The sequence below is a fragment of the Acinetobacter sp. Marseille-Q1618 genome (genome assembly GCF_902809855.1).
Taxonomy (GTDB): Bacteria; Pseudomonadota; Gammaproteobacteria; order Pseudomonadales; family Moraxellaceae; genus Acinetobacter.
In genome coordinates, this window is record NZ_CADDWJ010000001.1 from 365866 (window position 1) to 390459 (window position 24594).

General features: G+C 37.4%; 20 protein-coding genes. 11 read left to right on the forward strand and 9 right to left on the reverse strand.

Annotated features, from left to right (window positions below):
* The first annotated feature begins 594 nt into the window (after positions 1-594).
* Both HUS24_RS01700 and HUS24_RS01705 read left to right on the forward strand, forming a co-directional pair.
* Complete coding sequence (locus HUS24_RS01700; RefSeq protein WP_173910331.1) at positions 595-1914, forward strand: NCS2 family permease; 1320 nt, start codon at positions 595-597, stop codon at positions 1912-1914.
* Positions 1915-2006: 92 nt separating this feature from the next.
* Positions 2007-3008: an adenosine deaminase gene (locus HUS24_RS01705; protein WP_173910332.1), complete on the forward strand. Its 1002-nt coding sequence runs from the start codon at positions 2007-2009 to the stop codon at positions 3006-3008.
* A gap of 125 nt (positions 3009-3133) precedes the next feature.
* Here HUS24_RS01705 and HUS24_RS01710 read toward each other — a convergent pair whose 3' ends face one another.
* On the reverse strand, positions 3134-3688 hold the full coding sequence (locus HUS24_RS01710; RefSeq protein ID WP_173910333.1) for a cytochrome b: 555 nt from the start codon (positions 3686-3688) through the stop codon (positions 3134-3136).
* A gap of 234 nt (positions 3689-3922) precedes the next feature.
* Here HUS24_RS01710 and HUS24_RS01715 point away from each other — a divergent pair, with 234 nt between their 5' ends.
* Positions 3923-4306: a hypothetical protein gene (locus HUS24_RS01715; protein WP_173910334.1), complete on the forward strand. Its 384-nt coding sequence runs from the start codon at positions 3923-3925 to the stop codon at positions 4304-4306.
* Between the two features lie 59 nt (positions 4307-4365).
* The gene (rnhB, locus tag HUS24_RS01720) at positions 4366-4938 is read left to right on the forward strand and encodes a ribonuclease HII (protein WP_173911371.1); all 573 of its coding nucleotides are present in this window, start codon (positions 4366-4368) and stop codon (positions 4936-4938) included.
* A gap of 84 nt (positions 4939-5022) precedes the next feature.
* On the opposite strand, the gene csrA is transcribed toward rnhB, so the two are convergent.
* From csrA to alaS, 3 genes are all read right to left on the reverse strand, one after another.
* Positions 5023-5283 (reverse strand): carbon storage regulator CsrA, encoded by a 261-nt coding sequence (csrA, locus tag HUS24_RS01725; RefSeq protein WP_107006573.1) that lies wholly within the window; start codon positions 5281-5283, stop codon positions 5023-5025.
* Between the two features lie 231 nt (positions 5284-5514).
* Positions 5515-6795 (reverse strand): aspartate kinase, encoded by a 1281-nt coding sequence (locus tag HUS24_RS01730; protein ID WP_173910335.1) that lies wholly within the window; start codon positions 6793-6795, stop codon positions 5515-5517.
* Positions 6796-7200: 405 nt separating this feature from the next.
* Positions 7201-9894 (reverse strand): alanine--tRNA ligase, encoded by a 2694-nt coding sequence (alaS, locus tag HUS24_RS01735; RefSeq protein ID WP_173910336.1) that lies wholly within the window; start codon positions 9892-9894, stop codon positions 7201-7203.
* A gap of 415 nt (positions 9895-10309) precedes the next feature.
* On the opposite strand from alaS, the gene HUS24_RS01740 reads away from it, so the two are divergent.
* The 4 genes from HUS24_RS01740 to HUS24_RS01755 all read left to right on the forward strand — a co-directional run bounded on the left by HUS24_RS01740 (position 10310) and on the right by HUS24_RS01755 (position 12621).
* On the forward strand, positions 10310-10546 hold the full coding sequence (locus HUS24_RS01740; RefSeq protein WP_173910337.1) for a hypothetical protein: 237 nt from the start codon (positions 10310-10312) through the stop codon (positions 10544-10546).
* Between the two features lie 52 nt (positions 10547-10598).
* A complete protein-coding gene (locus HUS24_RS01745) occupies positions 10599-10976 on the forward strand; it encodes a hypothetical protein (RefSeq protein WP_173910338.1) in 378 nt (125 codons plus the stop codon).
* Positions 10977-11243: 267 nt separating this feature from the next.
* The gene (gene gap, locus HUS24_RS01750) at positions 11244-12269 is read left to right on the forward strand and encodes a type I glyceraldehyde-3-phosphate dehydrogenase (RefSeq protein WP_173910339.1); all 1026 of its coding nucleotides are present in this window, start codon (positions 11244-11246) and stop codon (positions 12267-12269) included.
* Between the two features lie 55 nt (positions 12270-12324).
* Positions 12325-12621 carry a hypothetical protein gene (locus HUS24_RS01755; protein ID WP_173910340.1) on the forward strand — a complete coding sequence of 99 codons (297 nt, stop codon included), beginning with the start codon at positions 12325-12327 and terminating at the stop codon, positions 12619-12621.
* Between the two features lie 115 nt (positions 12622-12736).
* Here the strand turns inward: HUS24_RS01755 and HUS24_RS01760 are convergent, their stop codons facing one another.
* The 4 genes from HUS24_RS01760 to HUS24_RS01775 all read right to left on the reverse strand — a co-directional run bounded on the left by HUS24_RS01760 (position 12737) and on the right by HUS24_RS01775 (position 17713).
* Positions 12737-13258 (reverse strand): tetratricopeptide repeat protein, encoded by a 522-nt coding sequence (locus HUS24_RS01760; RefSeq protein ID WP_173910341.1) that lies wholly within the window; start codon positions 13256-13258, stop codon positions 12737-12739.
* A gap of 242 nt (positions 13259-13500) precedes the next feature.
* Positions 13501-13887 (reverse strand): carboxymuconolactone decarboxylase family protein, encoded by a 387-nt coding sequence (locus HUS24_RS01765; protein WP_173910342.1) that lies wholly within the window; start codon positions 13885-13887, stop codon positions 13501-13503.
* A gap of 135 nt (positions 13888-14022) precedes the next feature.
* Positions 14023-16533, reverse strand: coding sequence for an acyl-CoA dehydrogenase (locus tag HUS24_RS01770; protein WP_173910343.1), 2511 nt, complete (start codon positions 16531-16533; stop codon positions 14023-14025).
* Positions 16534-16924: 391 nt separating this feature from the next.
* Positions 16925-17713 (reverse strand): rRNA large subunit pseudouridine synthase E, encoded by a 789-nt coding sequence (locus tag HUS24_RS01775; protein WP_173910344.1) that lies wholly within the window; start codon positions 17711-17713, stop codon positions 16925-16927.
* 196 nt (positions 17714-17909) lie between these two features.
* On the opposite strand from HUS24_RS01775, the gene icd reads away from it, so the two are divergent.
* Entirely contained in the window at positions 17910-19166 is a 1257-nt protein-coding gene (gene icd / locus HUS24_RS01780; RefSeq protein ID WP_173910345.1) for an NADP-dependent isocitrate dehydrogenase, read from the forward strand.
* 69 nt (positions 19167-19235) lie between these two features.
* Here the strand turns inward: icd and HUS24_RS01785 are convergent, their stop codons facing one another.
* Complete coding sequence (locus HUS24_RS01785; RefSeq protein ID WP_173910346.1) at positions 19236-20414, reverse strand: YbfB/YjiJ family MFS transporter; 1179 nt, start codon at positions 20412-20414, stop codon at positions 19236-19238.
* A gap of 253 nt (positions 20415-20667) precedes the next feature.
* On the opposite strand from HUS24_RS01785, the gene HUS24_RS01790 reads away from it, so the two are divergent.
* Together HUS24_RS01790 and HUS24_RS01795 are read left to right on the forward strand one after the other, a co-directional pair.
* Positions 20668-21498 (forward strand): PhzF family phenazine biosynthesis protein, encoded by an 831-nt coding sequence (locus HUS24_RS01790; protein ID WP_173910347.1) that lies wholly within the window; start codon positions 20668-20670, stop codon positions 21496-21498.
* A 152-nt stretch (positions 21499-21650) separates the two neighbouring features.
* Entirely contained in the window at positions 21651-24419 is a 2769-nt protein-coding gene (locus tag HUS24_RS01795) for a pitrilysin family protein (RefSeq protein WP_173910348.1), read from the forward strand.
* Positions 24420-24594 lie beyond the last annotated feature (175 nt).

Sequence of the window (24594 nt, forward strand, 5' to 3'; positions counted from 1 at the left end):
GATAAATCAAAAGCCAAGTTAGGGAATATTCTGGAAACATATAAAAATATTCTTTAATAAAATTTAACAAAATGCAAACCTGATCACACTTTTGGTGTTAAGATAAATGAAATTCTCGATAAATAAGAAACTCATGGTCAAGGTCATCGTATTATTGTGTATTACATCAATTATTGCAGTTGGGTATTGGGTGTATGTGGATACAAATAATCGTAAAGAGCAGGAGATGCTAAGGCTGATACAAGAAGCTAATAGCAGTATATTGTCTGTGGAAAATAACCCACATAATAACTTGGTAGGAAAAAAGTAATGTGTAAATTATTTAGGATGATTCCGCTATTTTTAAAAAATAAATAAACAATATGGTATAATTTGCCAATCGTATTTGGATAAAGAACAGGTTGCCATTGAAGCAAACCTGAGAATGTATAGAAAGCTGCATTTTTGCAGCTTTTTTAGTTCAAAATTCTTTATCATTTCTGTCATTTTGGTCTATAAATTGAATGTATTTTTCAAATTTTTTTGATAAGACTCACTTGATTTATGTACAAAAACGTTATCAACACATAGCTCAATTTTCATAGGGGCTCAACAATGACGACTCCAAATCCTTCTGCGGGTTTGCTTGAACGCTTATTCAAACTCAGTGAGAACAAAACTACGTTCAGAACTGAAATTCTTGCTGGTGTGACTACATTTTTAACCATGTGTTACATCATCATTGTGAACCCTTTAATTCTCTCTGAAACAGGGATGGATCATGGGGCGGTATTTGTTGCAACTTGTTTAGCTGCGGCGATTGGTTGTTTGGTGATGGGCATTATTGCAAATTATCCAATTGCGCTAGCACCGGGTATGGGGCTGAATGCCTATTTCACGTACTCGGTTTGTATTGGCATGGGTGTACCTTGGCAAACAGCATTAGCTGCTGTGTTTATGTCGGGTTTGATCTTTATTGCGATCAGTATGTTCAAAATCCGTGAAGCGATTGTGAATGCGATTCCGATGTCATTAAAGTTTGCCATCGGTGGCGGGATTGGTTTATTCCTTGCTTTGGTTGCTTTAAAAAATGCAGGTATTATTGTTGATAATCCAGCGACTTTGGTGGGTTTAGGTGATTTAAAACAACCAACTGTATTGCTGGCTTTATTTGGCTTTTTTCTTGTCGTGATCATGCATCATTTTAAAGTACGTGGTGCGATCATCATCAGTATTTTAGTGATTACTGCGTTATCGACTGTTTTGGGTTATAACGAATTTAAAGGTGTTGTGGGTTCGATTCCATCGATTGCACCGACATTTATGCAAATGGATTTTGAAGGTCTGTTTACTGCCAGTTTGATTGGTGTCATTTTCGTATTTTTCTTGGTAGATTTATTTGACTCTACGGGTACTTTGGTTGGGGTGTCGCATCGTGCAGGTTTACTTAAAGATGGTAAGTTACCACGTTTGAAAAAAGCATTATTTGCAGACTCAACAGCGATTGTGGCAGGTGCGGCACTTGGTACGTCATCTACTACACCTTATATTGAGTCTTCGGCAGGTGTGGCGGCAGGTGGACGTACAGGTTTAACTGCGGTTGTGGTGGGCTTGTTATTTATTGCATGTCTATTTTTAGCACCACTGGCACAGTCTGTACCTGGTTTTGCGACAGCACCAGCATTGTTGTTTGTAGGTGTGTTGATGATTCAAGGTATTACCAATATCGAGTGGGATGACATCACAGAAGCTGTTCCTGCATTTTTAACCATCGTATTTATGCCATTTACCTACTCAATTGCTGATGGTATTGCGATGGGTTTTATCAGTTATGCCTTGGTCAAATTGTTCACAGGTAAAGCTGCAACTGTACCGTATATGGTCTGGATTATTGCGGTGCTTTGGGTGATCAAATTCATCGCATTTGGTGGCTAATTTTTCGCATTTGAAAAAGGGTGTAAACTCAAGTTTGCACCCTTTTTTATTTTAAATTGACAAAAGATTAAATTGAAATTTGAGGATAGAACATGAATAGAAATGAACTCATACGTGCTTTGCCAAAGGCAGAGTTGCATGTGCATATAGAAGGGACGTTTGAGCCAGAGCTCATGTTTGCTATTGCTCAGCGCAATCAAATTGCAATTCCTTATCAGTCCGTTGAGGAAGTCAAACACGCCTATAATTTTCATAACTTGCAGTCTTTTTTAGATATCTATTATGCAGGGGCAAATGTTCTGATTCACGAGCAAGATTTTTATGATTTGGCATGGGCATATTTTGAAAAATGTGCAGAAGACAATGTGGTACATACCGAAATGTTCTTCGATCCACAAACTCACACAGATCGAGGTGTAGCATTTGCAACAGTAATCAATGGCTTACAACGGGCTTGTGATGATGCACGTGAACAATTAAACATCAGTTCACATTTAATTATGTGTTTTCTCAGACATTTAAGTGAAGAGGCAGCATTTGCAACTTTACAACAAGCCATGCCATATAAAGATCAAATCATTGCAGTGGGTTTAGATTCTAGTGAGGTTGGGCATCCACCAGAAAAGTTTGAGCGTGTTTTTGCCAAAGCACGTGAAGCTGGTTTTCTGATCGTGGCACATGCAGGTGAAGAAGGGCCAGCAGAATATGTTTGGCAAGCTTTAGATTTACTCAAAGTTAATCGTATTGATCATGGGGTACGTTCGGAAGAAGATCCGAAATTACTTGAGCGTTTAATTGCTGAAAAAATGCCATTAACGGTTTGCCCATTGAGTAATTTAAAGCTCTGTGTCGTAGACAATATGGCGGAGCACAATATTCAGCGTTTGTTGCAGCAAGGCGTGCATGTTACTGTCAACTCAGACGATCCATCTTATTTTGGTGGGTATATGAATGACAATTTCTTTGCAATCGCTGATGCTTTAGACCTAACCCATCATGAGCTGAAACAATTGGCTAAAAACTCATTTGAAGCTTCTTTTATCTCTGATGCAGAAAAGCAAAAATGGTTTGAGCATATTGATGCATTAAACTAATTTTTTAAAATGGGGTAGTGATCTGTAATTACTACTTTATTTTAAATCTTTAGCTAGAAAAAGAAGGCTGAGTTAAGCCTTCTTCATGGATTTACATAAATCTAGGTAAGTGTTTAAAATTTCAATTAGTCGTGCTGACGCGTCATGCTACGTAGCACATTATCTTTATCAATAAAGTGATGTTTCAATGCTGCAGCAATATGACCAATGAGCAATAAACCTGCTGCCCAAGAAATATAAATATGTAAAGGTTTTACAATGGCAGTTAAGTCAGGATTATCTTGTACCAATTTAGGGATTTCAAATAAATACAATACTGGAACAGGATGCCCAGCACTCCAGCTAAATAGACAACCTGTAATCGGTAAGGCAAGCAGCATAAAATACAAAGCCAAATGACCAAGATGGGCTAATGTTTTCATCAGGGGAGACATCGTGCTGGGTAATTCTGGTGCTGGATGTGTGTAGCGCCAAAAAATTCGAATCACCACTAGAAATATCAGCACAGAGGCAATATTTTTATGTAATGTAATGACATCTCCTTTAAAGCTACCATCTGTTTCATAGCTTAAGAAGTTACCACTATAAAAACCAATGATATACGCAACGATAAAAATAATCGCCATTAGCCAATGTAGCCATTGCGCAGTCCTTGTATAGTATTTTGATTGTTGTGACATTGCGTATTCTCTAAATTCATTTGTGCGTATCTTATTTATTTTTTCAACTAAGATCAGCATTAAAAATTCAACGAATTGTTTTGTATTTGCAACGCTGAGTGAAACTTAGCCAAAAAAAACTTTAAAAAATCAGAATAGTAAGAAATTACATTTTTATAGAGAATTTAAGGTTTAAACTAAATGTGACTTTCGGCACAATATGCCGACCTGATTTTCATAACAAGGAAAAATATTGTGAAAAAACTCATTGCAGTACTTGCGCCAATCGCTTTGTTTTTAACGGCTTGTGCTTCAACAACAGGCACAACTGGGGGAAATTCAACCGCAACCACGACCCAACAATTAGGTACAGCGGCATTAAAAATTGCCATTAATGCAAAATGTACCACTGAGCTGAATAATTTACCTGCTTGGCAAACAGCGACTAAGCTTATGACGGCTGAACAAAAAACCAATATCCAAGGTGAGATTTGTGGATGTGTCAGCGATAAAGCACCACAAAGCGTTACAGCTGTTGATTTAGCAACTGCAGCAATTGATCCGCAAGTACGTGCAACAATCGTATCTAATGCAGTGACTAAAACGATCAATGCTTGTGTAGCAGAAGCTGTAAAATAATTTGTGCTATACTTTCAAGAGGCTGACCTGTTCAGCCTCTTTTTTTATGGGTGAAAATGATGTTAATTGCTGGTGTAGATGAGGCAGGGCGTGGGCCTTTGGTGGGTGCTGTTGTGGCTGCTGCGGTTATTTTAGATCCGAATAATCCTATTGAGGGTCTAAATGATTCTAAAAAATTAACTGAAAAGAAACGTGAAAAGTTGTTTAAAGAAATTCAAGAAAAAGCATTAGCGTGGGCTATTGCTGAAGCCTCACATGATGAAATTGATGAAATCAATATCTTACAAGCTTCCTTGCTTGCCATGCGTCGTGCAGTAGAAGCTTTAAAAATTACACCTGAACATGTGCTTGTAGACGGAAATAAAATACCACAAGGTTTGCAAATGCATTGTGATGCAGTGGTTGGCGGTGATGCATTACATGCAGAAATTTCAGCAGCAAGTATTTTAGCCAAAGTTACACGAGATCGTGAAATGGTTGAGCTTGATCAAATATATCCACAATACGGTTTTGCCAAACACAAAGGTTATCCAACCAAAGCACATTTCGCAGCCATTGAACAGCATGGCGTGATTGATCAACATCGAAGAAGTTATTCTCCAGTGAAAAAAGCACTTGGATTAGTTGAATAGTATTGTCGTTGTAGTGATTTTTTAAAGCTAAAAAATTTAAAGCGGCCTCTAGAGCCGCTTTATACCTTCCAAGACAACAACAACTTAACGATTAAAGTTGTTGTTATTTTGCGAGTAATTATCATCTTCAAAAGAAGGTTGATAATCTTGATCAATGTGTTGTAGATGTTCGTGCATCGCGCGTTCGTGTTGAATGCGCTGATAAATTTCTTCACGATGGACAGAAACTTCTTTTGGTGCATTTACACCAATACGAACTTGATTACCCTTGACACCAAGTACAGTTACACTGACTTGATCCCCAATCATTAATGTTTCTCCGACACGACGGGTCAGAATCAGCATGTTTATCTCCTTGCAAAAACGCTAAACCTGCAATGAATTTCTTTAGAAAGCAACCTTGAAAACAGAGAGCATTTTAACAGAATAATGTGATTAAGTTTTCACTTTAAATCACTCTGACGAAATTTTTTTACAACCTTAACACTTAATATAACAGAGCCACTATAAAAAACTATAGTGGCTCAGCTATTTTGTAGGGCAGAATTACCAATAATAAGTAATTTTGCTCAAAAATTAAGCGCGCGTGCTAGATTCACCATGCTCACGGTCTAAACCGAAAGCTGTGTGCAAGCTACGAACTGCAAGTTCTAAGTAATTTTCTTCAATAATTACTGAAATTTTGATTTCAGAGGTTGAGATCATCAAAATATTGATGCCTTCGTCAGCAAGTGCAGTAAACATTTTACTTGCAACGCCTGCATGTGAACGCATACCTACACCAACGATTGACACTTTTACGATGTCATCACGTGTAGCAACTTCACGTGCATTAATTGCTTTTGCGGTATCTTCTAAAATCGCTTTAGCTTTTTTAAGCTCGCCACGGTTGACTGTAAATGTGAAATCAGTTGTACCATCTTCTTCAACGTTTTGGATAATCATATCCACTTCAACATTTGCAGCACCAATCGGTGACAAAATTTTAGAGGCAATACCTGGTTCATCAGGTACACCTAAAATAGTTAATTTTGCTTCGTCACGATTAAATGCGATACCTGAAATAATAGGATTTTCCATGTTGTCTTCCGCTTCAGTGGTGATTAGTGTCCCGACATTCTTTTTGAATTCTTCGTCGAATGCGCCATCATCGTCATTATCAAAACTTGATAATACGCGTAAAGGCACTTGGTATTTTCCTGCAAATTCAACCGAACGAATTTGCAAAACTTTAGAACCAAGAGATGCCATTTCTAGCATTTCTTCAAATGAAATGCGATCAACTTTTTTCGCTTTTGGTGCGACACGAGGGTCAGTCGTATATACGCCATCAACATCCGTATAAATTTGACACTCGTCTGCTTTTAATGCTGCTGCTAAAGCAACACCTGTTGTGTCTGAACCGCCACGACCTAAGGTTGTGGTATTACCTTGTTCATCTACACCTTGGAAACCAGCAACAACAATCACATTACCTGCATCTAATAGCGTAGTCATGAGATCAGTATCAATCGACTCGATACGGGCTTTGGTAAATGCACTGTCAGTTTTAATGCCAACTTGGCGACCTGTTAGCGATTTTGCATCAACACCAATTGAGTTAAGTGCCATTGCTAACATAGAAATCGTAACCTGTTCACCAGTAGACACCATTTGGTCTAACTCACGTGGATCAGGGGTTTCGGTAATGGCTTTCGCTAAAGCGAGTAAGCGGTTGGTTTCACCACTCATTGCAGATACAACCACAACCACTTTGTGACCGTGATCATGCCAACGCTTTACACGATGAGCAACATTTAAAATGCGCTCAGGAGTACCCATTGAAGTACCGCCATATTTTTGTACGATTAATGCCATAACTATCCTTACCAAGTAAATAAGTCGAACGACTTAACACTTACATCTATTTGAAGTTTGCGCGAGCAACAAACTGCAAAATACCACGTAGTATGTACACTTCACTTTAAATAAAGTTGAAAAGTCTATACTGATACTGAGTGTCAAAAGGTTGGTGATATTACACTTCACCTTTTAAACGCCATCATTAACCCTGTTAATGGCTGTGAATTCTATGCCGAATCCTAGTTTTACAGGTTGTTTTTATGTTGATTTGATTATAAACAATGTAGATTACAATCTTTAGATCGACATAGATAAAAGCTTAATATCATATTTAAAAAAATTATCTATTAATCTTTTCACAAGGCTTTGTATAAATAAAACAGATACAAAACCTTGTTTAAATATGAACAGTTAAACGTATTATTTTTCTGCAATCCAAGTCGTTAAACTTGTCATTACAGGCGTTAATTGATCACTATATGGTGCGCCACCTTGAGCCATATCTGGTTTGCCGCCACCTTTACCACCGAGTTCTTGGCCTAAGTGTTTGATGATATCGCCAGCTTTTACTGTTGCTGTAAACTCTTTTGCAACAGATGCAATTAAACTAACTTTGTCAGCATCTACACCTGCAATCACGATAATCGCATTATCAAGTTTAGACTTCACACCATCATGTAAATTACGCAGTGCTTTGGCATCGGTATTTTGCACAGTGGTAATTAAAGTTTTACGACCAGCGATATCCTGAACTTGGCTTAATAACTCATCTGCTTGGAAGTTTGCAAGTTTTTGATTAAGTTGTTCAATCTGTTTTTGCAAGCTAGATGCATTTGCTGCTAAATGCTCAACTTTTTCAACTGTTTGGTCTTTTTGTGCTTTCAATAAGTCATTGATATGTACAATATCAGCATCAACTTTTTGAACAATTTCAAGCGCTTTCGTACCTGTTACTGCTTCGATACGACGGACACCTGCTGCAACACCACCTTCAGAAGTGATTTTGAACAAACCGATGTCACCAGTACGTTTCACATGGATACCACCACACAGCTCAATTGAGAAGTTTTTCTCATCTTTGCTCGTACCCATAGAAAGTACACGTACTTCGTCACCATACTTTTCACCAAAAAGCATCATTGCACCTTTTGCTTTTGCTGCTTCGATGTCTAAAAGTTCAGTAGAAACCGCAGTGTTGGCAATCACTTCATGGTTGACGATGCGTTCAATTTCTTGCAACTGCGCAAAAGTTACAGGCTGATCATTCGCAAAGTCAAAGCGTAACAACTCACTTGCAACCAATGAACCTTTTTGCTGTACATGCTCACCCAACACTTGACGTAAAGCAGCATGTAAAAGATGCGTTGCAGAGTGGTTACGTGACGTTGCTTCACGAATATCTGCTTTCACAATTGCTTCTACAGACTGAGCAGCCTTAAGGTTCCCCATAGTCACGATACCTTGGTGAACAAATGCGCCACCTGATTTTTTAGTATCTTGAACTTCAAAAATACCTGTATCGTTTTTGAAGATCCCTGTATCACCCACTTGACCACCACTTTCTGCATAGAAAGGGGTCTGGTTCAAGACGATGAGCGCTTCATCACCTTCAACCACTTCATCAACTTGTTCGCCATCTTTGTAGATTGCAACGATTTGACCTTGACCAGCAGTTGCGTCATAGCCGTCAAATTGAGTTTCGCCTTCAACTTTCACAATTGAGTTATAGTCAACTGCAAACTTGCCCGCATCACGTGCACGTTGACGTTGCGCAGCCATTTCAACTTCAAAGCCAGCTTCATCAATGCTTAAATCACGTTCACGAGCAATATCAGCAGTTAAATCTGTTGGGAAACCATACGTGTCATACAGTTTAAACACAGTTTCACCAGCAATAACATTACCTTTAAGTTGTGCCAATTCACCTTCAAGCAATTTCAAACCTTGCTCTAAAGTTTTAGCAAATTGTTCTTCTTCTTTAATTAACGCAGCTTCGATACGCGCTTTATTTGCTTCAAGTTCAGGATATGCTTGACCCATGACATCAATTAAAGGTTGCAACATTTTATAGAAGAATGTACCTGTTGCACCTAATTTATTACCATGACGAACTGCTCGACGAATAATACGACGTAGTACATAACCACGACCTTCGTTTGAAGGGTTTACACCATCAGCAATCAAGAAGCAGCATGAACGTGCATGGTCAGCAACCACTTTAAGTGAAGCAGGGTATTCAACAGGTTTGTTTTCTGCTTGTGCTTTTGTTTCAAGTTCAGTGGTATCTAAACCAATGATATCAGCCGCCGCTTTAAGTAAATGTTGGAACAGGTCGATTTCGTAGTTTGAGTTGACATGTTGTAAAACCGCAGAAATACGCTCTAAACCCATACCTGTATCTACAGAAGGCGCTGGAAGAGGGTGGAGTACGCCATCCGCAGTACGGTTAAACTGCATGAAGACGTTGTTCCAAATTTCGATAAAACGGTCGCCATCTTCTTCAGGCGTACCCGGTAAACCACCCCAAATGTGCTCGCCATGGTCAAAGAAAATTTCAGAACAAGGACCACAAGGACCTGTATCGCCCATTGCCCAGAAGTTGTCTGATGCGTATTTTTCGCCTTTGTTATCCCCGATACGGATGATACGACTTGCATCTAGACCAATTTCTTTGTTCCAAATATCAAATGCTTCGTCATCTGTATGGTAAACAGTGACATAAAGCTTATCTTTGGGTAATGCTAGCCATTTGTCGCCAGTTAAAAATTCCCAAGCAAACTTTAAGGCATCAGGTTTGAAATAATCACCGAAAGAGAAGTTCCCTAACATTTCAAAGAAAGTATGGTGACGTGCTGTATAACCGACATTGTCTAAGTCGTTGTGTTTACCACCTGCACGGACACATTTTTGTGAAGTCGTTGCACGGACATAGTCACGCTTTTCTAAACCTAAGAAACAGTCTTTGAATTGATTCATGCCTGCATTGGTAAATAACAATGTAGGGTCGTTGGCAGGAACCAGAGAACTTGACGCGACACGTGTATGCCCTTGCGATTCAAAGTAGCTTAGAAAAGCTTCGCGAATTTCAGCGGATGTCATAAAACGAGTACTCACAATCAAGTCTCTCCATAAATTTCATATTTGGCAAATAGTATAGCAAGCGAGTTTTACTCAGAATAAAGCTGGCTTGATAAACTGGCTTAAAATTTTTAAAACGCCAAATTATAACGGAAAAAGCTTGATCCACCAATGATTTTCAGGGGAATAAACAAGATTTATCAGGATTTATGTTTGAATTAATTTAAATCATCAATTGGATCTTATTTCTTTTAAAAATGTAGCGTCAAAAACAAGGAGTTTAGTAACAAAAAAGCTTTTTCACTTTATTTTAAATTGTTTGAAAAGCATTCGATTTTATAAAAAATAAACATAGCTTTCTATTTCTTAAACTAAAACTACAAAAACATTGTATAAAAATATTTTATAATGTTATAACATTTCAATATCAGCTCAATTTGAGTACATAAGTATGCCCACAGTCGATGTAGACAAATTAGATCGCACCTTACAGGAATTAGTTGCATCGCATAAAAAGCCTGAAAAAATTTTATTAGGCTTTAAGGCATATAGTGAATTGATGAATCATCCTAAGTTTGCTGATGAAATTGTATGTTCTGCGATTAATCCGAATAAAAGAACCTACAAAAAGATCAAAATTAAAGTCACTCAAGATGATTATCAGTTTGAAGTCAAATGCTCAAATTAGATGATATAAACGTTGTTTTATCCTCACTTCATTTTTAAAAAGAAGGTTTATTATGAAATACTTACTTGGTTTAGCGATCGTCACTGTAGCGCTTGTTGGTTGTGAAACGACTTCAAATCATAGTTCAGCAACCCCTCAACAAAGCGCTCAAGCTAACCAACAAAACGCAGTTAAAGTGATCAATTTTGCAGGTCAACAAGGTTTAAAAATTCAGCTAAAAACAGCTGATGATTTTGAAACGGCTGAAATGAAAGATAACTCAGGTAAAGTTTATAAACTTAAAAGAGCTGTTTCAGGCAGCGGAATTCGATTAGTTGATCCAAATGGTGTGGCTATTCATTTTAAAACCAATATGGATAATTTAAATGAAGGTTCTGTTGAATTAGTACCTGGAAATTTCCAAGAAATTAAAGAATTTAAAATTAACTAAGTTTGATTATTGAGTAATTCATTATACTTAAATAAATCAAACCAAGTTAAATGCTTAACACTGAATCTGGACAATATGTTTGGCTTCAGTGCCTTAAATATAATCCCTCACCTTATAGACTAAGCACATTCATTTATTTTTCATAAAGTATAAGCAGCTACGTTGAATATAATATTTCTACTTAATTTTGCTAGATATCCTCCATAAAAGCCAAGAAATCCGATAACATAAGCATGAAACCCCTTGTTTCAATTTTAAGGATTAATGATGCAACGTGTGGCAATTAATGGATTTGGTCGAATCGGGCGTAATGTTTTAAGAGCTTGGTTTGAAAATCCAAAACCTTTTCATTTTGAAATTGTTGCGATTAATGATGTTGCAGATGTTGAAACCTTAGTGCATCTTTTTAAATACGACTCGACACATGGGCGTTTTGATGGTGCGGTGAATGTTGAACAAGAAAATGGTCATGTTTATCTGTGTATAGATGCACGCCAAACCAAACTTAGAGTGCAGATTTTACAACAAGCTCAGCCTGAAAATTTACCGTGGCACGCTTTAAATGTAGATGTGGTTTTAGAGTGTACGGGTTTATTTCGTTCACGAGAAGCAGCAACCCGACATATTCAGGCAGGGGCGAAACGGGTAATCATTGGTGCTGCACCTTTTGATACCGTAGATGCGGCAATCGTGTATGGTGTAAATCATCATGATGTAAAAAAGACCGATCAAATTATTTCCAGTGTGTCCTGTACCACGCAAGCACTTGTTCCTTTGGTTAAAATTTTAGATGATGAATTTGGGATAGATACCGCTTTGATGACTGAAATCCATGCCGTCACAGCAGATCAGTCTGTATTAGATAGGGCACATCGTGATTTACGTCGTGCACGTGCTTCGGGACAAAATATTATTCCGACAACGTCTTCGGCTTTGGGTGCTTTAAAACAAGTCATGCCGAAAATGGAAAATCGTATTGATGGTTATTCGATCCGTGTACCCACGATTAATGTCGCTGCGATTGATCTGAGTTTTACAACACCTGCTGATGTGACTGTGGAACGGATCAATCAAAAATTAACCGCTGCTGCAAAATATGATTATGCAGAAATTATGGCTGTGACAGATGAACTTTTAGTTTCAAGTGATTTTAATCATTCACCTTATTCGTTGGTGGTCGACTTGACCCAGACGATGGTGGTGGGGCATCAAGCCAAAGTATTTGCTTGGTATGATAATGAATGGGGTTATGCAAATCGCTTACTTGATTTGTGTGAATCTTTTTGTTTTTAAATAAAGCACTGATCATCATTTTGAAAATAAATACAATAAAACTTAAGGGGGCGTTATGAGTATTATTTTAATCAGCTTAGGATTAGCATACTTGGCAATTGTGATTTTGTTGTGGCAACTCATCACTTTGAAAAAGCAAGCCATTCAAACTGAAAAATTATTGGCTGACCAAGAAAAACGCTTGATCCATCATGAAGATCATTTGGCCAAGACTTTAAAACTCATGCATGATTTGGCTAATAATGTGCATGGTCAAAATGAGTTATTAGAACAAACTACAGTACGAGTTAAAAAACTTGAAGTGCAAAATGGCGAGTTGGTCAGCTTAATTTCAAAAATAGTTAAACCATAAATAAACCTAATGTATTCTTACTCGTGTATTTACAACAAAATTGTAGAATATCATTAGGTTAATCTAAGATGATTTGTGGATGATGGTGTGAAAAGTGATGCTGATACGAACAATTTTAGTCTTGTTCTTGATTTTCTTGCGATTTTTCATGCCAAAAATCGGCTTTTTCTTCATCAATATCCACACCCAAACCATGCTCATAAATACATGCTAAATCACGCATCGCTTGAGCATCACCCCATTCAGCCGCTTGTTTGACGAGTTTAATGGATTTTTCAACATCTTTTTCGATCACATCGCCACGGCGAAAATAACCTGCCAACTCTAAAGTAGCAGCAGGATGTTTTAAAATATTGGCTTTGCTTAACCAATAATATGCCAACTCAAAATGTGACTTGGCTTCATCAGGTTCTTCTTCACGTAATTCTTTAGCATATACGGTATAGCCTTCACCCAGCCAATACATTGCTTCTACATGACCATTCTCAGCCGCTTTTAATGCCCATTCTTCAGCAAGTTCAATGTCATCCTCATGTTCGCTTTGCATATAAAGCTCAGCAAGTTCAAATTGTGCTTCCGCATTTCCTGCAAGCGCACGATTTGCAAGGGTAGTTGGGATTGAAACACGTTTAGACATAATGATTCCAAGAGCTGAACTAAAAAGAAACCTATCCGAAGATCGGTTGCTCATTGTAACGTAAAATAAAAGTGAAAAAGTGTTATATTAAAAATCATCACACTATTACAAATTATATTTAATCATATTTTAGTTGTGGTATAGCTTAGACATAATCCCATAAAAACACTGAAAAACTTAGCACAAATTATTTAAATATTTTAAAAATAAGGCTGAAACTTTATCAGCCTTATTAAGGTGATTTATTCTGTTTTTTGATATTCATTAATGACTTCGAGTGCAGCACGAAATGCTTCTTGAGTTGCTGGTGCGCCACAATACGGCAAGCTATGAAGTAAAACTTCTTGAATTTCTTCAACAGTTGCACCATTGTTTAAAGCGCCACGAACATGACCTTTTAACTCAGTTGGACTTTTTTGTGCAGTTAAAAGTGCAATGGTAATTAGAGAGCGATATTTGCGAGGTAATACGCCTTCACGTTGCCAAGTTGAGCCCCAAGCATGTTCATTGATCCAGTCTTGTAAGGGTTGGGTAAATGGAACAGTATTGTCTTGTGCGCGTTTTACAAAACTTTCGCCCATGACTTCAGTACGAACTTTTAAACCATTTTCATAGTCTTGTTGTGACATGATTTTATCCTAAAATTTTAAAAATATACTTATTAGCCTAAAGCTTTTTAGTGAGAATGCCATAGTCGAAACGTCTAAGCCTGCAATAAAAAAGTGACTCCGTAGAATCACTTTTCAGGACGATTAAAAATTTTATTAAGTTAATGCAATATTTTCATCCACTTGATTTTCTTGTGCAGTGATCGCTGGCGCAATATGCGGATTTTCCAAAGCTAAAACTTCTTGTAAGGACTCATCGAAAATGTCAGTGAGCATACTGTCATAACGCATCGCATTATAAGTTGTTAATTTTTCAGCTTGTTCGGCATTGATAAATCCTGTTTCAAGTGCATTTTGAATGTGTTCCTCAAAACTTAAACCTGTAAATTGTCCTTTGGATTCTGCTTTTTTGAACTTATCCCAAAGCTCTTCGATGCCCAATAACATTTGGAAAGTGATTTCCATGCGTCCAAATGCCGTATTTGGATCAAGTGAATAATGCACATGCTGTTTAAGCACATTTCGGAAAGGATTTTCCTCAAGCATTTGTGTTGCTACAGCTTGTTTGAGTTGGTCGCTTACAGCTTGAATTGGGCGACCAAAAGGGAAGCACATCCATTTCACTAATTTTGCTGGGAAAGCTTTTGGAAAATTATCAAATAAGCCAAAGAATGCTTCTTGTGCTGCAAAAAAGGCTTTATTTAATGCCAGTTTTGCATGCAATTGTTCTTGTTCAGAACGGCTACTTTGCTCATAAAATTTTAAAATTGCAGTGCTGATAAACATTTGTGCATGAATATCTGCCAAACGACCTGACAGCATTTCTTTTCGTTTAATATCACCTGCCAACAAGCCTAGACACATGTCTGCTGTGAGGGCAAAATTGGCACTGAAACGATTTAAAATTTTATAATAAGGTCGGGTAAACTCATCAGCAGAATCAGGTGCTGCACTTGATGCGCCAATATAACCATAGGTAAATGAACGTGCGGCACGATTAAAGGTATAACCTAAATGTTGATACAACATTTCATTAAAAGTTTTTAAGGCTGCATTTTTATCTTCTGCTTGCAACAGTTGTAATTCTTCAAATAGATAAGGATGACAACGCATTGAACCTTGACCAAAAATCATCAAGGAGCGACTGAGAATATTTGCACCTTCCACCGTGATCGAAATAGGAATCGCCTGATACATATTGGCAAGGAAATTACGAGGTCCTTGTTGGATGGCGCGACCACCGACCACATCCATGCCATGATTCACAATTTTACGCATACTTTCAGTGGCATAATATTTTGCCATTGCTGTCATGACAGCGGGTTTACCACCTTGATTTAAACCGCAGGTGACCAAATAACGAAATGCCTCAAGCATATACGTGTCACTCGCCATGTCACTCATGACTTCTTGTACGCCTTCGAATTTACCCACAGAGAGTTTAAATTGTTGGCGGACTTTGGCAAAAGCGCCAACAGACAAATAACTCATTTCACCTGCTGCTGTAGACAGGGCAGGCAGTGAAATGCCACGTCCTACACCTAAACATTCCATCAGCATACGCCAGCCTTTACCAGCATTTTTAGGCCCACCAATGATCCAGTCGATAGGAATAAACACATCTTTTCCTTCCACGGTACCATTCATAAATGGTGAACCACCAGGATGGTGACGTGGGCCAACATGTACACCTTCATGCGATGCAGGAATTAAGGCACACGTAATGCCATATTCTGTTTTATTTTCATCACCCAATAATCTTTCAGGATCATAAAGTTTAAATGCCAAACCAATCACAGTGGCAACAGGCGCTAAGGTAATCCAACGTTTAGAGAAGTTCATTCTCAAGCCAAGCACTTGCTGACCTTCAAACTCCCCATAACAAACGATACCTGTATCTGGAATCGCCCCCGCATCTGAACCTGCTTCAGGACTGGTTAAGCCAAAACATGGAATTTCAGTACCTGCGGCTAAACCTGGAAGGTAACGGTCTTTTTGTTCATCTGTTCCATAATTTAATAATAATTCACCCGGCCCAAGTGAGTTTGGAACCATACAGGTCACTGCAGCAGTTAAAGATTTTGAAGCAATCTTGCTCATGATGCGACTTTGTGCAAAAGGCGTAAATTCACGTCCACCGTAAGATTTTGGAATGATCAAACCAAAGAAACCGTTGTCTTGGATAAAATGCCACGCTTCAGCAGATAAATCTTGCTGTTGATGAATTTCCCATTCATCTAACATTTCACACAATTGTTCTACTTCATTGTCTAAAAAAGATTGTTCTTCTGTGGACAAGGTTGGATAGGGGTAATCATTCAATTTTTTCCAATCAGGCGCCCCCATAAATAACTCTTTTTCCCACCAACTGGTACCTGCATCTAGTGCTTCACGTTCAGTAGTACTCATGCTCGGCATGGCATTTGCCAAGATTTTATAGGCTGGTTTGGAGATCAAAGCCATGCGTAGTGGTGAAATCAGCACAATCAAACTGATCAAGATCAATGGCACACCAAGTATCAGCGACCACGGGTTTAAAAATGCAGTTGCGATACCCATGAAAATGACAGTCACTGCGCCTAGCGTACGAGGGAAGGCAAAAAAGAAAACTGTCCATAAACTTATAATTTGTAAAAGAATTGCGATAACAAGGCTGAGCCATAGCATGAATGTCTTACTCCTCTTGCATGTAATTGGTTTTAATCGGTGGCTTAAGACAACAACAGAAATAGAGTGAAATCACTAAAAGCTCTATTTCATGAATATGTATAAAAAACAATGTACTGTTTATTGTTTTAGTTTTAATCAATTTGCGTAGGGTGTTTCAATCAAGATTGTTAGGTGTTTTGTGAGAAAAAGTTAACCAAGTGATAAAGTTGAAATTCAAAAGGCTAAGCCTATGAACTTATTTATAAATCTTAAAAGATAAAATAATGCGTTTTTTGATCTATCTATCTGAAATGACAAACATTAAAATTACAAACAGAAAGACGTTAAAAAATAGTTATTTGTCTAAGAAAAAAGCCCACATTTGTGAGCTTCATCTAACAGCTAAAACTTAACGTCCATTACGTCCACGACCACGTGGGGTTTTGGTATTTGGGCGAGTTGTTCCATTGGTTCTGCGTTTTGGTTTTTCATGCTCTTCCATTTGCCAAATACGCTTGGTACCTGATTTTTTAACAGAACCATCTTTATTTTTACGTACCATTGGCTTACCGCCTGTGCCACCTGGTTTTTTTACATAAGAACGAGAACGATAGGGTTCTTCCGCAGGAACATTTTGGAAGTCTGGATATAGCAATGGTTCGATTTCTTTGGTTTCACCAGACTTTAAATCCATTTGTACCAAATTAATTGCACCGATTTTAGTGCGAATTAAACGTAAAGTTGGAAAACCAACGGCTGAAGTCATACGACGCACTTGGCGATTACGACCTTCACAAATTGAAATTTCAATCCAAGATGTAGGAATATTGGCACGGAAACGGACAGGCGGATCACGTTCCCACAACCACGCAGGTTGCTCAACTTTTTCAGCTTTTGCAGCTAAAGTCATACCATCTTTAAGTTCAATACCTTTACGAAGTTGCTCTAAAGCTTCTTCAGTGACATCACCATCAACCTGAACCAAATAAGTTTTAAACTTTTTATTGGCAGGGTTGGTGATATATTGGTTTAGACCGCCGTGATCAGTCAGAAAGACCAAACCTTCAGAGTCCATGTCCAAACGACCAGCCAAACGTAAAGTTGGATCATCTACGAAGTCCGACATCGTCATATGTGCTTCGTCTTTACGGAATTGGGAGAGAACACCGTAGGGTTTGTTCAAGATGACGATTTTCATAAAAATGCTTCTTTGATTCAGATAAATTCTAAAAACAATGTGTTTTATTTAATAGAGAAATGTTGTTATTCCTCATATAAATCTCAAAAAACACTGGAATTCAATTAATCTATTATGCGTGAAGAAAGATAGAAAGTATCGTTTCTCGGCAATTATTTTTAAAAATCGCCAATTATAAAAAGGGAGAACCTAAATCATGGGTTATCAAAAAATCGTAGTACCTGTAGATGGAAGTAAAATTACGGTTAACGCAGATTTATCCTTAAATGTTCCAAATCATCCGATTATTCCTTTTATTGAAGGTGATGGTATCGGTGTGGATATCACCCCGACCATGCAAGCAGTGGTCAATGCCGCAGTACAAAAAGCTTATGGTGGCAAGCGTTGTATAGAATGGATGGAAGTCTATTGCGGTGAAAAAGCCAATAAAATCTATGGCACCTATATGCCAGAAGAAACATTTGAAGCATTACGTGAATATGTTGTTTCTATCAAAGGCCCTCTAACCACGCCTGTTGGTGGTGGAATCCGTTCACTGAATGTTGCCCTGCGCCAAGAATTAGATTTATATGTTTGTGTGCGTCCTGTACGTTGGTTTGAAGGCGTTCCTTCTCCTGTAAAACATCCTGAACTCACAGATATGGTGATTTTCCGTGAAAACTCAGAAGATATTTATGCAGGTATCGAGTGGAAAGCTGATTCTCCTGAAGCGAAAAAAGTCATTAAATTTTTAAAAGAAGAAATGGGTGTTACCAAAATTCGTTTTGAAGACAATTGTGGTATCGGGATCAAACCTGTTTCAAAAGAAGGAACTGAGCGTTTAGTGCGTAAAGCCATCCAATTCGCCATTGATAATGATAAGCCAAGTGTAACCCTAGTACACAAAGGTAATATCATGAAATATACCGAAGGTGCTTTTAAAGAATGGGGCTATGAACTTGCGCTTGATCGTTTTGGCGGTGAGTTACTCGACGGTGGTCCTTGGGTCAAAATTAAAAATCCAAAAACTGGTAAAGATATTATTATTAAAGATGTGATTGCCGACGCTTTCTTACAGCAAATTTTAATGCGTCCTGCGGATTATTCAGTGATTGCCACTTTAAATCTAAATGGTGACTATGTTTCCGATGCCTTAGCTGCGGAAGTTGGCGGTATCGGGATTGCACCTGGCGCGAATATTGGTGGCGCAATTGCGGTGTATGAAGCAACGCATGGCACAGCGCCTAAATATGCAGGTCAAGACAAAGTCAATCCTGGCTCGATTATTCTATCTGCGGAAATGATGCTGCGAGATATGGGATGGATCGAAGCGGCTGATTTGATTATTAAAGGCATTTCAGGTGCGATTGCAGCGAAAACCGTGACTTATGATTTTGAGCGTTTAATGGAAAATGCCAAATTGTTACGTTGTTCTGAGTTTGGTCAAGCGATCATAGAACATATGGGTGACTGACCATATTTCAATTAAATAAAACCCATAGCTCGCTATGGGTTTTATTATAACTTTAAGAGCTAAATGCTATTAATGGTTCTGAGTAGACATTCGCATACTATAAACAAAAAACTGCACTGTTCCCAACAATAAAACCACTGAAGCTAAAATAAACTGTTGATGATAAGACACCCCAAAATGTTGTAAAGCGCTGAAACACAAACCACCGACCAATTGTGTTAATGCAAAACATAAGGTAGCGATACTCCATAATTTTTTATACGCAATGCCATATAAATGCATGATGGTATAAGAGGTTAAAAACACAACTGCAGGATTGAGCAGACCTGTAAAAAATGAGGATCCATACGTAAAAATAGGATGAATATTTAAAACAGCGATGATAATAGCTATCACATAAGCACTGTATAAGATTTTTAATGCCGTAAAATGCCCAAATTTTCTTGCACATAGATATGCGGTCACTGCACCCAATGCACTACCTGTACCATATAAAATCCAATTAAAATTGATATGATATAGGTCTAAATGCAAGGTGTTTTTTAAGTAATCAATCCAGAATAAAGAATGCGGTACATAAGCAAATGCACTACAAGAATAGACAATCAACAAACAAAAATACATAGCGTCTATGTTGTTTGCTTGTTGAGTTGGAGCTTGGATATTACTTAAATGGCTTTTGAAAATATTGAGTAAATACAAAAGAATCAAACTAATTAAAAATGCGAATGCAAATAAAATCAGCCATGCCGTTTGGGTCGCAATTCGGTCTAAAAATGGCATAAATAACGTTGCCAATAAGACACCAATTCCAATACCACTAAAGCCAATAAAATTGATGTTTAAGCGATCTTGTGCAGCACAGCATTGTACAACCACACTTGGTGCAAGAATCATGAGCAAGCCACCACTAATTCCTGAGATGGTGCGCCAAAAAACATACCAAAGGTTTGGAAAGTCGGAAAATGCACAACTTAATAAACTAACTGTTCCTGCAAAAGCCGCATAGAGTAAATACTTTGCCATGCTTTGGTTTTGCGGTAATTTCATTGCTACAAAAGCCCCGATTAAATAACCGAGTAAATTGGCACTCCCTAAGATACTGGCAAAATTTGCTGACCATTCATAACTCTCACGAGTCGATGGTAAAAGTGCGGTATAAGAAAAGCGTAATAAGCCGATTCCAAGACATGTGCTTAAGCACAAGAAAAGGCTCAATTTAATTTTACTAATGTGAGTGTCATCCATGCTGTTTTTTTATCTTTTGGTTAAGATTTAAACTTACACTAAATATCTTGTGCGCACTTGGCAAGTCATAATCATTATTTATTTAATAAATATTTTGGGTCGAAACAACTTGGTTTTTACATGAAAAGGGGATTAAAAATAACAAGAAAATTATAGCCAATGAACATTTAAACTGTATCTATTTAAAAAATAAAATTATATCTGTCATCATTTTCAACATTGCTTAAAATAATAAAAGAAATGGAGATATGCTATGAAAATGTACCAAGTAGATGCTTTTACGCAAAGCTTATTTAAAGGAAATCCAGCGGCTGTACTGGTTTTAGATGAATGGCTCGATGAGTCCTTGATGCAGAATATTGCTCAGGAAAATAATCTAGCAGAAACAGCTTTTGTTAAAATAATCGATGACACTCATTATGAAATTCGATGGTTTACCCCTGTCCTAGAAGTCGATTTTTGTGGACATGCGACTTTAGCGTCTGCATTTGTACTTTTTAAAGATTTTACTGCTGCAAAAACTATTCATTTTCATGTTAAAAATTTAGGAATTTTTATCATTGAACAAGCCGAAGACGGCAAAATCAAAATGAATTTTCCGATTCGTGCAGCACAACCTTTAATTGACTATCCTGAATTACTGAATCACGTGATTGATCAACCTTTTAAAGCGGTTTATCAAAATGCACAGGCATTTATTTTAGTCTTGGAATCAGCGCAAGCTGTAATTGATGCTGTGCCAGATTTAGTTGCTATACAAAAGTTAGCAGCAAGCTATCAGGTCAGTACTGCCATTACCGCACATGAAGATCAACTTGATGTCACTATTACTGCAACTTCTGATCAATATGACTATGTTGCGCGTTACTTTGCACCGCATAAAGGCATTGATGAAGACCCCGTAACAGGTTCTATGCATACAGGTTTAGCACCTTTATGGGCGGATAAATTAGGGAAAAATCAACTAATTGCGTATCAAGCCTCAAAGCGTGGTGGTCAATTATATTGCAACATTTTAGATGAAAATCGTATCGAAATTTCAGGTTATGCCAAGCTATATATGCAGGCAGAACTCGACATTTAACTAATCTTTAGCGCAAATGTATCAAGAATAAAACAGAAGCCGTTTAAAAAAACGGCTATTTTTTCAAAAAATTACTGTTTATTTGTTTCAGCCTTTCTTAAGATAAGCAACGTATAAGTTTTTAAAATTTCTTAAAAAGTTGTGGAATCTCTATGTTAATGCGGCTGAAAAAACTCACTTTATCACTTTGTTTATTGGGAATCAGTGCGACAGGTTTTGCACAAACGGTTTTAGTTAAAGCTGAACATGATATTGAAGAATATAAACTTGATAATGGCTTTCGAGTGTTACTTGCGCCCAATGATAAAGAAAGTAAAGTATTTGTAAATACAGTATATTTCACAGGCTCTTTGAATGATCCACAAGGCAAAGGTGGTTTGGCACATTTGCTTGAACACTTGGCGTTTAAAGGCACAGAAAATGTTAAAGGCGAAGAATTTCAACGCCGTCTAGATCGCTATACTTTGATGACCAATGCCAGTACGGATTATTATTCTACAAAATATACCAATATTGTCCGTCCTGAAACTGCAGCACTCAATGAAATTATTTACTTAGAAGCTGAGCGTATGGACAAACTTGTCCTACAAGAAAAATATGTGCCTTCGGAAATTAACATTGTCATGCGTGAGCGTGAAGTACGCATGGATCAGCCTTTCGCTGTACTTATGGATCAAATGTGGAAGGCAGCTTATGGCAATCAGTCATTAGGACGTTTACCGATTGGTGATTTATCCGAATTACAATCGATTAAAATGAATGAGTTAAATAAATTTTATAAAGATTGGTATGCACCCAACAACGCTGTCATGGTGATTTCAGGAAAGTTTGATAAAGCTGAAGTATTAAAACAAATTGATAAAAACTTTAGCCCGATTCCTGCACGTCAGTTACCACAGCAAGCGCAAGTTCCACTTTTAGATTCTGCAAAAGTTAAAAATCGCCAATTTCTCGTGAAAAAGGGCAGTGATTTAGCAAAGTTTAATATTTATATGAATGGTAAAAATGAAGCCATTCAGCCAGTATTAGCACTTGCACCTTATTTATATACTTTACAACCGAGTGGTCATCTATATTCCAACATGGTGGAAACTGGAATTGCAACGAATGTGCAATCGAGCACATGGTTAGATGAAGATTTTAACTTGGTGTTTATGGGGGCAATTTACTCACCAAAACATGATGAGAAACGTATTGCTCAGTCTTTGGTATCTGAAGTCGAGAAAAATCCTAGTTTTAATGAGGTTGAATTAAAACGTGTTAAAAATCTCATGAAAAATGCACAAGATAATCTATTGACCAGCGCAACGTCTGTGGGTGCAATGCTGAGTGATTATGTAGTGTCTTCACAGGGTGATTGGACGCAATATTTTAAAGATCAAAAAGCCATTCAAGCGCTCACTGTCGAACAAACCAATAAAACTTTGCAAGAGTTTTTAACTGCACGGCATCGTTTTAGTGGGGATATTAAACCTACACCTGAAGAGCAAAAGAAAGCTTTAGAGCAAAAGCAAAGTAGTGAAACTGCGAAGACTTTGGATCAGCAAGCAGTTGTAGAAGAACCTTTAAAGTCAGCAGATGAGTATAAAAATGAAGTTGCTGAATATGTGAAAAGTTCAGAAAATTTATTAAAGCAAACTGAACAAAAAATTCAGCGTGGCAAGTTAAAAAATGGCATGCAATACGCGTTATTTCCAACCTCAACGCGTGATGATAAAACTTATGCTACGATAAATATTGGCTTTGGTACAGCAGAGTCCTTGTTCAATAAAGATGAAGTTATTGAATTTACTTCTTATTTATTATTAAGAGCTTCAGATAAATATAGCTTGCAAGATATTGCAGATAAATCTATTGAATCTGGTGGTTTGGCAACGGCTTCTTCTGCGGATAATGGGATTGAAATTCAAATTTCAGCAAAAAGTGAAAAGTTTGATGATTTTTTTGCTTATATTGTCGATGTAATGAAAAATCCAAAATTTGAACAATCCCAGTTTGATTTGATCAAATTACAAAGCTTAGCGACTTTAGATCGACCTTATACCGAGCCTGAAACAGTTGCTGCACTCACGATTTCTCGTTTATTGGAAACTTATAAACCGGGTGATTTGCGTTATCACTATGAGCCTGAGCTTGCTAAGAAACAAATCAAGGCGATGACTAATCAGCAAGTTAAAGACTTATATCAAAAATTCTTTACAACAGAACATGCGCAAATTGCAATTACAGGAAAATATGATGCCAAACATATTCAAAATGTCTTAAACCAACAGCTTGGCAACTGGAAAAGTAAAGAAAAATATGTGCGTTTAAGTGCTGATTTTGATCAATACAAAGCACAAAAGGTACATGCACTTTCTGAACAACGTGAGTTTGGTAATTATCAAAGTATTTTAACTATTCCTGTTGGTGCTTATCATCAAGACGCACCTGCTTTAATTGTACTGGATAATATTTTAGGTGATTCTCAACTTTCTTCACGTTTAGGTAAAGAATTACGTGAAAAAAATGCTTTAGTTTATGGTTTTGGAAGTCAATTACAGTTAGATGATTTGGTCGATTCAGGCGCGATTAAAGTCGAAGCAAATTATACAGCAGGTAAATCTGCACAAGTGTCACAGGTGATTCATCAAGTATTTACTGAGCTTTTAAATACAGGTGTGACAGAGCAAGAAGTGGAAGCAGCCAAAGCACGCATTATGAAAAAACGTGTCACTTCACTTGAAGATGATCGTATTATTCATCGGATGCTTGTACCACAAATGCAAAATCAAAAAACACTTATGGATCGTGCGCAACGAGATCAAGAGTTTGCCAAGTTAAGCAAAGCTGATATTGATGCTGTAATTAAAAAATATATCAAGTTGGATCAATTGGTTGAAGTGATGGCAGACCAGTATGGTCAGGTACAAAAGCCTTGAGGCAGTAATTTAGCTATTTATTGTATTTTGCTGAAACCGAGTTAAGAAATTTTCTCGGTTTTCTTTTGCTTAAATATTTGATTAGACTTATTTGTAATGAAATAATCTAAAGACTTGTCTAATTTAGATTGTGTTTGGCTATATCGTAAGACAGTTTGAATATAAGCAGATTGAA

What these genes read in the sequence shown, in the direction of transcription:
- HUS24_RS01700 (WP_173910331.1), top strand. Translation starts at nt 595, where the DNA reads ATGACGACTCCAAATCCTTCTGCGGGTTTGCTTGAACGCTTATTCAAA.
- HUS24_RS01705 (WP_173910332.1), top strand. Translation starts at nt 2,007, where the DNA reads ATGAATAGAAATGAACTCATACGTGCTTTGCCAAAGGCAGAGTTGCAT.
- HUS24_RS01710 (WP_173910333.1), bottom strand. Translation starts at nt 3,688, where the DNA reads ATGTCACAACAATCAAAATACTATACAAGGACTGCGCAATGGCTACAT.
- rnhB (WP_173911371.1), top strand. Translation starts at nt 4,366, where the DNA reads ATGTTAATTGCTGGTGTAGATGAGGCAGGGCGTGGGCCTTTGGTGGGT.
- csrA (WP_107006573.1), bottom strand. Translation starts at nt 5,283, where the DNA reads ATGCTGATTCTGACCCGTCGTGTCGGAGAAACATTAATGATTGGGGAT.
- HUS24_RS01730 (WP_173910335.1), bottom strand. Translation starts at nt 6,795, where the DNA reads ATGGCATTAATCGTACAAAAATATGGCGGTACTTCAATGGGTACTCCT.
- HUS24_RS01740 (WP_173910337.1), top strand. Translation starts at nt 10,310, where the DNA reads ATGCCCACAGTCGATGTAGACAAATTAGATCGCACCTTACAGGAATTA.
- HUS24_RS01745 (WP_173910338.1), top strand. Translation starts at nt 10,599, where the DNA reads ATGAAATACTTACTTGGTTTAGCGATCGTCACTGTAGCGCTTGTTGGT.
- gap (WP_173910339.1), top strand. Translation starts at nt 11,244, where the DNA reads ATGCAACGTGTGGCAATTAATGGATTTGGTCGAATCGGGCGTAATGTT.
- HUS24_RS01755 (WP_173910340.1), top strand. Translation starts at nt 12,325, where the DNA reads ATGAGTATTATTTTAATCAGCTTAGGATTAGCATACTTGGCAATTGTG.
- HUS24_RS01760 (WP_173910341.1), bottom strand. Translation starts at nt 13,258, where the DNA reads ATGTCTAAACGTGTTTCAATCCCAACTACCCTTGCAAATCGTGCGCTT.
- HUS24_RS01765 (WP_173910342.1), bottom strand. Translation starts at nt 13,887, where the DNA reads ATGTCACAACAAGACTATGAAAATGGTTTAAAAGTTCGTACTGAAGTC.
- HUS24_RS01770 (WP_173910343.1), bottom strand. Translation starts at nt 16,533, where the DNA reads ATGCTATGGCTCAGCCTTGTTATCGCAATTCTTTTACAAATTATAAGT.
- HUS24_RS01775 (WP_173910344.1), bottom strand. Translation starts at nt 17,713, where the DNA reads ATGAAAATCGTCATCTTGAACAAACCCTACGGTGTTCTCTCCCAATTC.
- icd (WP_173910345.1), top strand. Translation starts at nt 17,910, where the DNA reads ATGGGTTATCAAAAAATCGTAGTACCTGTAGATGGAAGTAAAATTACG.
- HUS24_RS01785 (WP_173910346.1), bottom strand. Translation starts at nt 20,414, where the DNA reads ATGGATGACACTCACATTAGTAAAATTAAATTGAGCCTTTTCTTGTGC.
- HUS24_RS01790 (WP_173910347.1), top strand. Translation starts at nt 20,668, where the DNA reads ATGAAAATGTACCAAGTAGATGCTTTTACGCAAAGCTTATTTAAAGGA.
- HUS24_RS01795 (WP_173910348.1), top strand. Translation starts at nt 21,651, where the DNA reads ATGTTAATGCGGCTGAAAAAACTCACTTTATCACTTTGTTTATTGGGA.